The 14,019-nt window shown below is 34.9% G+C and carries 12 protein-coding genes and 1 pseudogene; 1 reads left to right on the forward strand and 12 read right to left on the reverse strand.

Annotation, left to right across the window (positions count from 1 at the left end; all coding sequences use genetic code 11):
- Positions 1 to 407: 407 nt before the first annotated feature.
- The 8 genes from FH036_RS20100 to FH036_RS20135 form a co-directional block, all read right to left on the reverse strand.
- The gene (locus tag FH036_RS20100; protein WP_138322503.1) at positions 408 to 1,784 is read right to left on the reverse strand and encodes an ABC transporter substrate-binding protein; all 1,377 of its coding nucleotides are present in this window, start codon (positions 1,782 to 1,784) and stop codon (positions 408 to 410) included.
- 21 nt (positions 1,785 to 1,805) lie between these two features.
- Positions 1,806 to 2,627: a carbohydrate ABC transporter permease gene (locus FH036_RS20105; protein WP_138322504.1), complete on the reverse strand. Its 822-nt coding sequence runs from the start codon at positions 2,625 to 2,627 to the stop codon at positions 1,806 to 1,808.
- Positions 2,624 to 3,556: a carbohydrate ABC transporter permease gene (locus FH036_RS20110; RefSeq protein ID WP_138322505.1), complete on the reverse strand. Its 933-nt coding sequence runs from the start codon at positions 3,554 to 3,556 to the stop codon at positions 2,624 to 2,626. Before FH036_RS20110 ends, FH036_RS20105 begins: the two co-directional genes overlap by 4 nt.
- Positions 3,556 to 4,653 carry an ABC transporter ATP-binding protein gene (locus FH036_RS20115; RefSeq protein ID WP_139896170.1) on the reverse strand — a complete coding sequence of 366 codons (1,098 nt, stop codon included), beginning with the start codon at positions 4,651 to 4,653 and terminating at the stop codon, positions 3,556 to 3,558. Before FH036_RS20115 ends, FH036_RS20110 begins: the two co-directional genes overlap by 1 nt.
- Positions 4,650 to 5,216 (reverse strand): glycerol-3-phosphate responsive antiterminator, encoded by a 567-nt coding sequence (locus FH036_RS20120; protein WP_000461369.1) that lies wholly within the window; start codon positions 5,214 to 5,216, stop codon positions 4,650 to 4,652. Before FH036_RS20120 ends, FH036_RS20115 begins: the two co-directional genes overlap by 4 nt.
- 559 nt (positions 5,217 to 5,775) lie before the next feature.
- Complete coding sequence (locus tag FH036_RS20125; protein ID WP_000287350.1) at positions 5,776 to 6,645, reverse strand: ankyrin repeat domain-containing protein; 870 nt, start codon at positions 6,643 to 6,645, stop codon at positions 5,776 to 5,778.
- 404 nt (positions 6,646 to 7,049) lie between these two features.
- A complete protein-coding gene (locus FH036_RS20130) occupies positions 7,050 to 7,553 on the reverse strand; it encodes a nitrous oxide reductase accessory protein NosL (protein WP_001259403.1) in 504 nt (167 codons plus the stop codon).
- A 134-nt stretch (positions 7,554 to 7,687) separates the two neighbouring features.
- Complete coding sequence (locus FH036_RS20135) at positions 7,688 to 7,942, reverse strand: hypothetical protein (RefSeq protein ID WP_000857647.1); 255 nt, start codon at positions 7,940 to 7,942, stop codon at positions 7,688 to 7,690.
- A gap of 253 nt (positions 7,943 to 8,195) precedes the next feature.
- Here FH036_RS20135 and FH036_RS20140 point away from each other — a divergent pair, with 253 nt between their 5' ends.
- Positions 8,196 to 9,500: a CitMHS family transporter gene (locus tag FH036_RS20140; protein WP_139896171.1), complete on the forward strand. Its 1,305-nt coding sequence runs from the start codon at positions 8,196 to 8,198 to the stop codon at positions 9,498 to 9,500.
- A gap of 45 nt (positions 9,501 to 9,545) precedes the next feature.
- Here FH036_RS20140 and FH036_RS20145 read toward each other — a convergent pair whose 3' ends face one another.
- From FH036_RS20145 to FH036_RS27665, 4 genes and pseudogenes are all read right to left on the reverse strand, one after another.
- Complete coding sequence (locus tag FH036_RS20145; RefSeq protein ID WP_000503476.1) at positions 9,546 to 10,238, reverse strand: response regulator; 693 nt, start codon at positions 10,236 to 10,238, stop codon at positions 9,546 to 9,548.
- Positions 10,238 to 11,848 (reverse strand): ATP-binding protein, encoded by a 1,611-nt coding sequence (locus FH036_RS20150; RefSeq protein WP_439099994.1) that lies wholly within the window; start codon positions 11,846 to 11,848, stop codon positions 10,238 to 10,240. The genes FH036_RS20145 and FH036_RS20150 overlap by 1 nt, the downstream gene beginning before the upstream one ends.
- Positions 11,849 to 12,001: 153 nt before the next feature.
- Positions 12,002 to 12,949, reverse strand: coding sequence for a methyl-accepting chemotaxis protein (locus tag FH036_RS27660; RefSeq protein ID WP_373418828.1), 948 nt, complete (start codon positions 12,947 to 12,949; stop codon positions 12,002 to 12,004).
- Positions 12,941 to 13,978, reverse strand: a pseudogene (locus FH036_RS27665) (HAMP domain-containing protein); the annotation flags it as partial. The gene FH036_RS27660 and the pseudogene FH036_RS27665, both read right to left, overlap by 9 nt.
- Positions 13,979 to 14,019: the final 41 nt, after the last annotated feature.

Here is a 14,019-nt window from a genome sequence, read left to right on the forward strand (position 1 = left end):
CTTCTTTCTCAACCACTCTCTTTCTAATTATATTTCAAAACAACAGAATCCTTTGAACTTATATTCAAAATCACATTTATTACAAATACAACGATTATCCTTACAACAATGTAAGTCTCTTGTCATCCAATTCGATAGTTGCAATTGCTATATTTCCTTATACTAAAAGTAAGAAATGAAACAAAAAACAAGGAGAGATGAGAAATGAAAAAAGTGATGGAAGTTATGGTAGCAGTGGCAGAGGTTTTCGTAAATGGCAAACAAGTTGCAATGGAGTTAAACAAATAATGAAAAGGACAAGATTCATTCTAGACCCTTTACTCATATAAAAGAGATAAGACTTCTTCATTTTTTTGATCCCTTATCTCCTAAAGAAAGCCGTATCCTTTTTCGGATACGGCTTTCTCTTATTTTTGACTCGTACGAGCTGAAATACTAATTGCTCTATCTGTCGCTTTGGCAGCTTCATCTAACGCTTCTTTACTATTCTTTCCGTCATACATTGCTTCTAATGCTTTTACAACTGCATCTCGTGATTCTGGGAATACGCTAATTAAAGCACCTTGTGTTGCTGGAGATTGTTTCGTCGCTTGCAATTGATCTACTGTTACTTTTAACTGTGGATATTTTTCATATTGCTCTTTTACTAATGGTTCATTATATGCATCTGGATTAATAGAGAAATAACCTGTTGCAGTATGCCATTTTGCTTGTACGTCTGGCTTCGTTAAATATTTCATAAAGTCCCAAGCACCTTGTTGTGTTTCTTCTGAAACCATATTCGTCATCCATAATGATGCTCCACCAATAACAACACCATTTTGTTTCGAATCCTCTGGATATGGAATATATGACACGCCTACATTAAACTTAGATGCATCAATTAAGTCGCGAACACCAGCTGAAGAATCTAAATACATAGCAACTTGTCCAGACTGGAACGCGGCACGAATATCATCCCAACTTGCTCCATACTTTCCTAGTGCACCAGCTTTATTTAACTCATCTAGCATCCCAAATACTTTCTGTCCTTCTTTACCGTTAAATACAGCTTTCTTTGCAGCATCTTTACGACCATTTTCATTATCTACATATAAAGCGCCTTGTGTCGCTAACAATTCTTCAAAGAACCAACCATAATTCAGCATTGAAAATCCATATTGTTTTACATTTCCGCCTTCTTTAATCGTTAACTTTTTCGCTGCTTGTTGCAATTCCGCATATGTTTTTGGAGCTTTCTCTGGATCTAAGCCCGCCTTTGCGAAAGCATCTTTATTATAAATTAATACTGGTGTAGATGAATTAAATGGCATAGAATACATTTTTCCATCAACTGAATAATAATTTGTAATTGCTTTTTCTAGCTTTGAAGTATCGTACTTATCTTTTTTTATCCAACTATCAATTGGCGTAATCTTTTTACTATCAATCATATATTTTGTTGTAATTTCACTCGACTGAACAAGAGCTGGCGCTTCTTTCGTAGCAGACATCGTTTTAAATTTCGTTAAAGACTCTTCATATGTCCCTTGGAACTCTGCCTTTATCTCATATTTATTTTGTGACTTATTATAGTCTGCAACAAGCCCATCTAGTACACCTTGTGTTTTTCCACCCATCGCATGCCAAAAACGAATTACAGTTTTATCACCATTTTTTTCAACTGGTGCTACTTTTGCCTGTGCTTCAGGTTTTCCCTCTGTTTTACTATTTGAACAAGCAGCACTAGATAATGCCATTGTTGCTACCATTAATAGAGCAGCACCTTTTTTAACTAGACTCATTTTAATCTCACCTTCTCTTAGTTATTTAATTGCACCTTTTGTTAATCCTTGTTGTAATTGCTTTTGTCCTAAAAATAATAGAATCAATGTTGGTATAACGATAACCGTAACGCCAGCCATTACGCTTCCCCAATCAGTTGCAACTTCTTGAGATTGAAGCTGCTTCACACCAATTTGAACTGTTCTTACCTTTTCATCAGTGGTCACTAAAAGTGGCCATAAGTACATATTCCATGTTGTTAAAAAACTATATACGCCAAGCGTAATAAAACTCGTTTTACAATACGGAATTACAACGCTGAACAAAAATCTTACATTTCCAATCCCTTCAATAAAAGCAGCTTCTTTCAGTTCATTCGGAAGTGTCATAAAATGTTGGCGTAACAAGAAAATACCGAAAGCTGTTGCAAAAAACGGCACTGTCATCCCAGCGAAACTATTGATCCAGCCAAAGTTTTGAATCGTTAAAAAGTTAGGTACCATCGTCGCTTCCCACGGAATAAGCATCGTTGAAATAAACAGGAAAAAAATAAGATTTCTTCCCTTAAACTGAAGAAAGACAAAAGCATACGCTGCTAGGCTTGACACGATAAGTTGTCCAATCATAACAACTATCGATACAACTAAGCTGTTATATAAATATGTAAAAAGTGGTACTTTCTGAAAAATATTAATGAAATTATCAAAAGTAAATTGAGTTGGAAATATCCTTCTCATTTGAATATCGTCTGGTGTCATAAAGCTTATTAAAAACGCATACAGCACAGGAAAAAATACCATTACTGCACTAATTATGAGCAGCATGTATAGCAGGAAATTTTGTTTCCACTGTTTAACGATCATTTATAATGCACCTTTCTCTCAGCAAACTTAAATTGAAGTAATGTAGCAATGAAAATGAAAACAAATAGTACCATCGCTTGTGCACTTGCTGTCCCAAATTGATGATTCACAAATGCCTCTTTATAAATCGAATATACAATTAAATTTGTTGCATCATTCGGTCCACCGTGCGTTAAAATATCAATCTGTCCAAAGCTTTGGAACGCACTAATTAACGTTACTGTCACGATAAAGAATAAAGTTGGTGATAGCATCGGTAATGTAACACGACGAAGCTTATATAAATAGCTAGCACCATCTATAGATGCACTCTCATATAAAGACGTATCAATATTTTGTAAACCACCTAATATAACTAAAAATGCAAATCCTGTATTCACCCAAACCGTTGTAACTGATACAGAGAATAGTGCCCAGTCCGGACTCGTTAACCATGCAATTGCAGGAAGATTCATAGAAGCTAATATATTATTGAATAACCCGACACTTGGATGAAATAAAAATAACCAAATCACTGCACTAGCAGCTACTGATATTCCCATTGTCGAAGAAAACAGAACTCGAAATAACCCAATACCTCTTACCTTTCCGTTTGCAATCAATGCAAGAAATAAAGCGAGTATAATACTCGTAGGCACTGTATATACAACAAATAATAAAGTTGACTTTATGCTTTTGTAGAAAGCAGGATCAGAAAATAAGTATTGATAATTTTCTAAGCCAACGAAAAGATTAGCTTCTCCGTGTATATCTGTTAAATAAAAGCTATAGTAAATCGTCCTAAATAATGGATAAAAAAGAAAAATCGAGAACAATAAAATAGATGGCGCTAAAAATAATAATCCTATTCTTAAATCTTTCGTTCTACTCCATAAATTCTTGTTTTTTGCCACCTTTGCTTGGGCTGGTAACTTGCCTACTTCAATCATTATTTCGCCACCACTTTCAACTCTTCTTCAGCTACCACTTTTAATCGTTCATTCGTATTTTGATGAAAGAAGCATAACTTATCTTGTGAGAATAATAATTTTACTTTGTCACCTTTGTTCAGGATTAGCTGTCCAATGACTTTTGCACTCCAAGTTGTTCCATTTATTGCGAAGTTTAATATAGATTCGTTGCCTAATACTTCTACAGATTGTAGCGTAACTTCTTGTCCTTCCTCAGACAGGGCAATATGATCAGGACGCATGCCTATGCGAATTATTCCTTCTGGTAATTGCTTTAACTGTCCAATAGATAACGGAATTTGCAATTGCCCTATATGTAATACACCTTTTTCTTTGTTTACTTCTCCATCATTTATATTCATCGAAGGAGACCCTATAAAACTTGCAACAAATTCATTTGCTGGTTCGTTATAGATGTCAAGCGGTGTTCCGACTTGCTGTATGCTTCCTTTATTTAAAACCATGATGCGATCTCCCATAGTCATCGCCTCTATTTGATCATGAGTAACGTAAATCATTGTAATTCCTAAACGCTGCTGAATTTCTCTAATTTCAATTCTCATTTGCGCACGTAATTTCGCGTCTAAATTCGAAAGTGGTTCATCCATTAAACAAATCGGTGCTTGGCTCACAATCGCTCTAGCAAGCGCAACACGCTGTCTTTGTCCACCTGATAATTGACCTGGTTTCATTTTCACATACTCTTTCAGCCCTACCATTTCAATAGCTTCCATTAATCTCTTTTGCCGCTCTTCTTTTTGTACTTTCCTTACCTTAAGTCCAAATAAAATATTTTCTTCTACAGATAAGTGTGGGTATAGTGCATAATTTTGAAATACCATTGATAGATTACGACCTTTCGGCTCTAAATCATTTGCAACACGTTCATTAATAATTAAATCCCCCGAAGAAATTTCTTCTAGGCCAGCGATCATTCGTAATAATGTGCTTTTCCCACATCCTGAAGGCCCAACTAAAACAAAAAACTCACCCTTTTTAATATGAACCGATACACCCTTAACCGCTGTCTCTTCTGCATTTTTATATACCTTTGAAACATTTTTCAATTCAATCACAAAGTTGCACTCCTTTTTTCTTCTTGTATCCATACTTCATAATGACTCGTTGAAATTGCACTTGCGCCTGCACGAATAGCAATTTCCGCATCTTCTCGTGTTTGAATCAGTCCGCCTGCAATGATAGGAAATTCTATTTCCTCTGCTAACTGCTTAATAATGGAAGGCATAATACCAGGCATAATCTCTACTGCATTCGGTTTAGTCGTTTTACAATTTTCAATTGATTTTGTAAGAGATAAAGTATCGACAATAAAAATACGTTGGATCGTTTTTAATCCAATTTTATTGGCATTTCGAATTGTCGATCCTTTTGTTGAAATAATGCCTTGTGCTCCGATAACGTCTTGAATATACAAAAGCGCTTCCTCTGTATTCGTATTTAAACCTTGTATAAAATCACAATGAAGAAAGACATCATGTCCATGTTTCTGTAATTCATATACACGCTCTGGTAACTCCAGCATTGAACCCGTCATAAGAAAAACTGTTTTCGGTAATTTTTTGTATGTGTTGTATCCTGTCCAATCTTTTATCATCGCAATATAAGGTTCTTCAAACATTCATTCCACCTAGCTTTTCTGTTTTTATCCAAACTAAAAACACCTACTTACATAGAACACCTTTCTCCTTATTTGAACTCTAGGGAATAGAGCACACCTAAGAAAGTGGCACGTTATATGTAAGCGGGTGTTCTCAAATGTTCTCTACCCTAGTTATTTTGTTACCTTTACTATAGTATGCATTTATTAAGTCAGTTTTGATAGATTGTTAATTAGCTGTTAATCGAATGTTAATATTCACCTATTCCTTTTTACACTAATCATTACATAGGAATAGTACAAACAAACTCCCAACTACCTTTCATATTCTATAATTAAGGTTGTTTAATTTTCTTATCACTTTTTGAATTAAAGTTATTTTCAGAAGTATGTTTCTTTTCTTATTAATATTGTCCATAATGCAACAATACCTGCACTATTACCTTAAAACTCCTTATCTATCCCTCTCTTCAAATGATTTTTCCCAAAACAAAAATCCCATTCAAATACACATTACTGAATCCATCATGCTAACTGATTTCTTCATTTTGTCTATCTAAATGGGATTATTTTTCGTTTTTTATTCTACTGGTTGTTGTGGCTGTACTACTTCATTCGCTCCAGCTGCCCTCAACATATTTGCAATATCTTTAAAACCTCTTTTTTCAGCATATTGCAGTGGCGTAATATTTTCCTTATTGGCCATATTTACATCTGCCCCGTGGTCAATAAGCATTTGAATTACTTTCTTATGGTTTTCACTACCATTTCCTAATACGATTGCTTCTACTAAAGCTGTTCCACCACGAGCATTTTTATAATTCACATCAATATCTGTATGCTCTAACAATTCTTTTACGACCTCTACATGGCCACGCTCAGATGCAGAAATGAGTGCTGTTCCACCTGATTTAGTCGTTTCTTTCGTATTAACTCCTGCATTAATTAGTAGCTTTACAATGTCTGTATATCCTTCTCTACTTGCATAAAGAAATGGATTACTTTGTTTCTCATCTTTACTTTCAATATTAGCACCTGCACCAATTAATGCTTTCACTGTCTCTACATGATTTTGATACGTTGCTGCAAGGATAGGTGTTTCTCCATTGTCACCTTCTACGTTTATATTAGCCCCATCTTGAATCAGCTTCATAGCTGTTTCTGTGTCTCCAAGGGTCGCAGAAAGTAGTAACTGTTTGTCCATTAAATTTATACTTTTTTCTTCTTTAGATTCTTCCTGTTCTTTATGCTGTTCTTTTTTCTTTTCGTTTTTCACATGAACCGGTTTCGATTCTGGCTCCTCTTGCTTATCGCAAGCCACTACCGTCATTAAAAGTCCTAATAACATACATAATAAAATTTTTTGTTTTCTCACAACTACAGCTCCTATGAAAGATAATGTTTTCTTAACCATTCCTCCATCACATACAATAACTCTTCTTGAGTACATTTATCCATAAGCCCTTTATATTCCTTCTTTAATCGGATTATCTAAACTTATACCTAAGTTTCTCAACTTATATTAGCGAAGCAATTAGTTTAGCACGATTTTACCGCATTTGTATACATTTCTAAAAAGTACATAAAGTGAAACTTTAATCAGTGGGAGGGTTCACCCCACTGATTATTAGTTGAACCAATCGGGTATTTACGGGCTGTTGATCTCCCACCTAACTTCTTTGCTCCTGCCTAATTCTGAGGTGGGAGTTTTACTGCCCGTTAATACGGGGTAAATGATTGCTTTAGGTTACTATATTCCATTGTAACCGTTCTTCTAAAAATTTTACACCTTTTCTATATTTGCACCTGAATAATACTAGAAAAAGACAACTATGCAGTTGTCTTTTTCTAGTATTAATGATGCCCACCGTGATTTCCCTTTTTCGGGTTCCCCATCATTTCTTTATTCATTTCCCATTTATGCTCTGCTAGCTCTTTATACGAGAGAACTTTCCCCTTATAGTTAGATACAAAGCTCTCTGCATCTTTTTTGTTTTTAAATGAAATGACATTATAAGCCATTGGTGTTGTAATTGTTTTATCATATACATAAGTAGCGTCTTCTAACGAAACCCAATCTTTCGAATCATAATCTCGAACAAATTTTTCTTTCGTCTTTTCACCTGGATTAATCTCCATCCATTTATACATACAACCGATATCATCAAACTTTAATGCTTTTCCATTTTCTAAAATGATTTCTGTTGCAAATTGATTATCCATTACCCCAATTTGGCAAATATCACACTTATCATGCTTCTCATCAATTGCCACAGCCTCTGCTTGTTTCTTACCACATCCTACAATTGTAAAGACAAAGAATAAGCATATAGCAAGCATTACATACTTTGTTCTCATTGTATTATTTCCCCCCTAACCCTATCTTCTACAAGAAGCATATCAAAAACTTGTGTGCGATTTGTGAAAAAATGATGTGTCTTTTGTAATATATGGAACAAAAAAGATGTGTAGTCCTCTCTACACACCTCTCATCATTCACAACCTGTAATTAATAAATCATCTTCCAACCTAACTAATAATGTACCTGTATAAATTTGCTGCCCAACAACTACATTTACTAATCTTATATTTCCACTAATGCCGACTGCAACCTTTTCAAGCTCACCGTTAGTTTTTCGGATCATCATTAATTTTTCCCACTCATATACGTAAGAAGATTCATTAACAAAAATCTCTTCTACTTTTCCTTCATAAGAACTACAAATCTCTTCCATTCTTGTTTTCATATAAAACCTACTCCCTATTTCACACTTCAATATTTTCATCTTATTCTACCATTCTTACGGAGAGCAGCTTACTTTTTAAAAATTCAAATTAACTACCGTGAACAAAATGACCAAAATAAAAATTATGCTTCTAATGATGTTATTTTTCAAATTATTTACCATTTGGATGGATACTTTTATGATAAACAAAAAATCTTTTTCTGAATTTTCATTCCATTTTGAAAGCGCAATCATTTTTTGAGGGGGAGATTACATGTTAGCACTACTTGGATTTGCGATGGTATTTGTCTTTATGTTTTTAATTATGACGAAACGTATGTCTGCACTAGTCGCATTAATATTAATTCCAATTACTTTCGCATTAATTGGTGGTTTTTATGCAAATATGGGACCTATGATGTTAGAAGGAATTCAAAAACTAGCACCTACTGGTATTATGCTTATGTTCGCTATTTTGTATTTTGGAATTATGATTGATAGCGGTTTATTTGATCCTGTCATTAGTCGGATTTTGAAATTTGTAAAAGGAGACCCTTTAAAAATTGTTGTTGGTACAGCAATTCTTACGATTATCGTTTCATTAGATGGAGATGGAACAACAACGTATATGATTACTGTTTCCGCAATGTACCCACTATATAAACGCCTTGGAATGAATCCACTTATATTAGCTGGGGTTGTTATGTTAGGTGCAGGGGTGACAAATCTTACACCGTGGGGTGGACCGACAGCTCGTGTTATGAGTGCACTTGGACTAGACGCATCAGAGCTCTTTACACCACTTATACCAGGAATGATTGCTGGTACACTTTGGGTCGTTTTCGTTGCTTACTATCTTGGAAAAAAAGAAAGAAAGCGTTTAGGAATTATGGATATACAATATTTAAAACAAATGCAAACAACAGATGAGCAAGCTGCAACAGTAGAAGCTGCTGTTCATAAGCGCCCTAAACTTCTATGGATTAACTTTTTATTAACTGCTACTTTACTTGTCTGTCTCATACTAGAAGTTATGCCGTTACCTGTTTTATTTACAATCGCTTTCGCTATTGCTGTTATGATTAACTATCCGAACTTAGAGCAACAGAAAGAACGTATTGCTTCTCACGCAGGAAACGTATTAGCGGTTGTTTCTCTCGTATTTGCCGCTGGGATTTTCACTGGGATTTTATCAGGAACAAAAATGGTAGATGCAATGGCTAAAAGTGTAGTAACTCTTATACCAGACGCTCTTGGACCACAACTACCAATTATTACAGCTCTTCTTAGTATGCCATTCACATTTTTCATGTCCAACGATGCTTTTTATTTCGGCGTATTACCTATTTTAACGAAAGCTGCCGCTGCTTACGGAATTAGTGCAGCCGAAATGGGACGCGCTTCATTACTCGGGCAACCTGTTCACTTATTAAGCCCTCTTGTCGCATCCACTTATTTATTAGTCGGAATGGCCAAAGTTGATTTTGGTGAACATCAACGCTTCACTTTATTGTGGGCAGTTGGAACGACAATGGTGATGTTGATTACTGGGATAGTAATTGGGATTATTCCAATATAAGACAAAAAGAGAGTAGAGGACATATATCCTCTACTCTCTTTTTTATTATGAAGAAACAAGAAAATACCGTCTCTCCGGTCTCCCTACACTCCCATATGTAAGTTCCGCATGTACTTTCTTTCCTGATATTAAATACTCTAAATAACGCCTCGCTGTCGACCTACTTACTCCTACCATCGCACTTAACATTTCTGCTGTAATTCCTTCTTCATTCACTGTTAACATATGCTTTTTTATTTTTGCTAAAGTTAAAGGGTCTATACCTTTCGGCGCATATTCTATTTCATTTCCCTTTACGCCTCTTTGAGACCATAGATGTTCTATTTGTTCGATAGATAATTGGTTATTTTTCTTTAACTGCACAAGCTTTTTTTGGTAATTTTCCAAACTTGCTTTAAATCGATCAAACATAAGTGGCTTTACGATATAATCTGTTACTCCGCCCCGCAGGGCGTGCCTCACTACATCTGTTTCCGATGCAGCTGTAATCATAATAATATCTGTATCATGTAAATGATGCCTAATATATGTGACAAGTTCCGTTCCTTGCATATCAGGTAAGTACACGTCTAATAAAACGAGCTGTGGTTTCACAAGATCTAACCATTCTTTCGCTTGTTCCCCAGTCGTTGCTGTTCCAATTACTTTAAACCCCTCAACCTTTTCAGTAAAACGACGATGAATGTCCGCAATTCGAATATCATCCTCTACAATCAATACTTCAATCTCCTCACCCATTACAATTCGCCTCTCTCTTTTGGTAATGCGATAATAAATAATGCGCCACCTAAATCCCCTTTTTCGATTGCAATACTTCCATTTAAATCTTCTACTAACTCTTTCACTTTTGCTAACCCATATCCTCGCTTCCCGCCCTCTTTCGTCGAGAAGCCTTTATAGAATATGCTAGTAATGACTTCATCATGAATCCCTTCTCCTGAATCTTCCACTTCAATTACTATTTCTTCTCCGATATCAGTTACAAACATTCTTACTTTCTTATCATTCTCTTCATTTCCTTCAATTGCTTCAAATGCATTCGTAATTAAATTTCCTAAAATAGAAACGACATAATTACTCTCAATATGCGGGCTTAATTTTTCTAAGCTACTTTCACGATCTAGCATAAAATCAATCTTCAACTCTCTTGCTCTATTATAGAATCCAATTAAAATTCCACCTAACCATGGATTTTGAATTCGCTTCATAATGAATTGGACAAAATCTTGATATATCGCTGTTTCCTTATGAATTAGCTCTAAAGCATCTTCATATGATTCTAACTGAATAAGTCCTGAAAGCGTATACAATAAGTTGTTATATTCATGTGTTTGCGCTCGTAATGCCTCTGTATATTGCTTCGTCTGAGATAACTCTGCTGTTAACTGATCCATTTCAGATTTCAAACGTAAGCTCGATACAACACCCGTTACTCTATTCTTTACTTTAATCGGTAAACGATTCGCAATAACAGCCTGCCCGTTTATATTTAATTGACGATCAAACTGTTCTTCACCAGTTTGAAGTATATCTAATATCGTTGAATTAGGAATTATATTTAAAATGAATTCTCCAATAATATTTCGTTGTTCATCTAGCGAAAGAATATCGTAAGCTGCTTGATTGACTAAACTAATCATTCCATTTTGATCAATAACAATAATCCCTTCCCGTACAGATTGAATCACTGTACTATGCTCTTCATATAAAGATGAAATTTCTTCTGGCTCCATCCCAAACATCATTCTTTTTATACTTCCCGCTAAATATATAGAACCAATTACCCCGATTAAAAGACCTATTATTGTAATCCAAAATACACGCTTTCCATATACTTCTACTGCTCCATGAATATCATCCATTGAAAATCCAACAGACACTACACCTATAATTTCATTTTCCTGATTACGGATTGGAACTTTCCCGCGTAATGAAGGGCCTAATGATCCAGTTGCTCTCGAAACATAAGATTTCCCTTCTAATAGAACCCCTTCATTATCTCCACCAGTCATTGCTTCTCCTATTTTATCTCGCTCTGGATGCGCATATCGAATCCCCTCTTTGTTTCCAACTACAATAAAATCAGCATCTGTATCAATTCGAATTTTCTCTGCTATTGGCTGAATGATAGAAGCTGGGTTTTCTTTTTGAAAAGCTTCTTTTATTTCAGGTATAGCAGCAACGGTTTTCGCAACATGCAAAGCACGTTTCCCAATTTGCTCTTCTACCGTTTCAGACAATATGTAATAGAATAAATAGCTTGTTAACAGAAGTACAACTAAAATAAGTGTACTAATTGTTAAAGTAATTCTCGGTTGTAGTTTTAATTTTTTCAATTTCAAAACCATTCCCCTAACATGATTAAAAGTATAATTTAAAGAATATACAGTCTTTTTTAATTATACTTAAATCATAACACGGTTACTCTATATTTCTTTCTTTTTCTCTTCGTAAAAAAAGAAACGAAGTAAAATTATTACCTCGTTTCTTAACATTTATTATTACACTTTAAACTTACCAATCATCTCTTGTAATTCCTCTGCCATTTGTGATAAGTGAACTGCTGCTGCATTTATTTCGTCTACTGAAGCTAATTGTTCTTCAGAGGAACCAGCAATATTTTGAACGCTTGCTGCATTTTCTTCAATCGTAGCTGCAATTTCATTAATGGATGCACTTACTTGTCTTGCATCTACTGTCATTTGCTTTGCTACATCTACCATGTTATCAATTTGTACAACTGTATCATCCGTAGATTTCAGTATTTCAGCAAAGCTTTGCTTCGTTTCATTTGCAACTACAAGCCCTGATTGTACTTCTGTCCCAACTTGCTTCATAGAACTTACCGTTTCCTTTATATCAAATTGGATCTCTTTCACTAGTTTTCCAATTTCCGTAGAAGACTGTCCTGATTGCTCAGCTAATTTTCGTACTTCATCTGCTACAATTGCAAATCCTCTTCCTTGCTCTCCAGCTCTTGCAGCCTCAATTGCCGCATTTAACGCTAATAAATTGGTCTGCTCTGCAATGTGTTGAATCACCTCAAGAATTGCTCCAATTTGTTTTGATTTATCATCTAACAAAACAATAACTTTATCTGATTGTGAAACAGACTCATGGATTAATTGCATTTGATTCACAGTTTGTTCAACTAACTTCCCACCATCTTCAGCCTTTTTCTTCGTATACATAGATGCTGTGGATACTAATGAAGAACTATCTGCAACACGCTGAATTCCTTCTGTAACTTCTTCTAATAATGTTGCGCCTTCTTCAACTTCTTTCGTTTGTATTTCAGCCCCACTCGACACTTGCTCTATTGCTTGTGTAATTTGTTCCGTCGCTTCACTTGTCTGCTTCATACTAGCTGTTAATTCTTCTGAAGATGCCGCCACGTGACTTGCTGAAGTATTTATATTGGAAATGACCTGATGTAATGATGCCGCCATCTCATTAAAACTTTCTCCTAGCTGTCCAATTTCATCTTTAGAATGAACTGTAATTGTTTCTGTTAAATCGCCTTCACTAATCTTTTTCGATGATATAACAAGTTGTTTTAACGGACTAATGATAGAAGCAATTATGAAGTAAATTAAAATCCCACCAATTATTAATGAAATACCAATAACAGTTAGCGTTTTATAGAAAATAGGATTAGCTGCTTCAATAATTTCTTTTGAAGGCATAATTCCTGCTATTTTCCATCCAGTCTGCTTATTTGTTATAAAGGTAACATTACGATCATCACCATCGAGTTTGAATTTAAAATCGCCTGTTTCCTGTTTGTACAATTCCTTCTCAAGTTTTTCTTCTATTTTGTCACCCGGTTTCATCGTCGGATGTGCTATTACATGTTTAGATTGGTCGAAGATTGCTACATATCCTTTTTTACCGATATTGACCATTTTTGAAGTATTTACAATATCATTAATAATTAAATCAATACCGAGAACACCGCTTTTATCCTCATTCTGTTTTGCTATTGTAATAACAATATTCCCTGTTGTACTTGACTTATATGGAGCTGTGATAACCACTTCTCCGCTTTTTTTCGCTGCTTCTTTATACCAATCTCTTTCGGTAGGATTATACCCATCCGGCATTTGAATAGACGGTGATTGAATAAATTGTCCCGTACTAGATCCTGTATAAATTGCTTCTATTTCTGGATGTAATTTATTATATTCTTCTAATCTATTTTGCACATTTTGAAGCTGATCAGTTCCGTAACTTACTCCATTAAATAACTTTGTAAAATATACTGCGTCTACCTTTTTACTGTCTATCTCTTTGTTAATAACATTATTTAAAATCTTTACGTTATCTTCCGCTGATTGTAAAATTGTTTCATTAAAATTTGTCTTCGCTTGTTGATAAGACGTCCAACCAATTACAATACTTGGAAGAATTAAAACAATAACAAATGATACAAGTAACTTTGCTTTTAAACTACTTCTCCTTAATTTCCCTTGAAGCATATTTCTACCCCTCCATACCGTTTTAAATGTAATTACCTTAC

Origin of the sequence: Bacillus sp. CD3-5 (assembly GCF_006349665.1) — a bacterium.
Lineage (GTDB): Bacteria > Bacillota > Bacilli > Bacillales > Bacillaceae_G > Bacillus_A > Bacillus_A paranthracis.

Coding starts and splice junctions, on each gene's coding strand:
- FH036_RS20130 (WP_001259403.1), bottom strand. CDS start 7,553: ATGAGAACAAAGTATGTAATGCTTGCTATATGCTTATTCTTTGTCTTT.
- FH036_RS20145 (WP_000503476.1), bottom strand. CDS start 10,238: ATGGGTGAGGAGATTGAAGTATTGATTGTAGAGGATGATATTCGAATT.
- FH036_RS20135 (WP_000857647.1), bottom strand. CDS start 7,942: ATGAAAACAAGAATGGAAGAGATTTGTAGTTCTTATGAAGGAAAAGTA.
- FH036_RS20100 (WP_138322503.1), bottom strand. CDS start 1,784: ATGAGTCTAGTTAAAAAAGGTGCTGCTCTATTAATGGTAGCAACAATG.
- FH036_RS20125 (WP_000287350.1), bottom strand. CDS start 6,645: ATGTACTCAAGAAGAGTTATTGTATGTGATGGAGGAATGGTTAAGAAA.
- FH036_RS20105 (WP_138322504.1), bottom strand. CDS start 2,627: ATGATCGTTAAACAGTGGAAACAAAATTTCCTGCTATACATGCTGCTC.
- FH036_RS20110 (WP_138322505.1), bottom strand. CDS start 3,556: ATGATTGAAGTAGGCAAGTTACCAGCCCAAGCAAAGGTGGCAAAAAAC.
- FH036_RS20140 (WP_139896171.1), top strand. CDS start 8,196: ATGTTAGCACTACTTGGATTTGCGATGGTATTTGTCTTTATGTTTTTA.
- FH036_RS20150 (WP_439099994.1), bottom strand. CDS start 11,848: ATGGTTTTGAAATTGAAAAAATTAAAACTACAACCGAGAATTACTTTA.
- FH036_RS27660 (WP_373418828.1), bottom strand. CDS start 12,949: ATGGCGGCATCATTACATCAGGTCATTTCCAATATAAATACTTCAGCA.
- FH036_RS20120 (WP_000461369.1), bottom strand. CDS start 5,216: ATGTTTGAAGAACCTTATATTGCGATGATAAAAGATTGGACAGGATAC.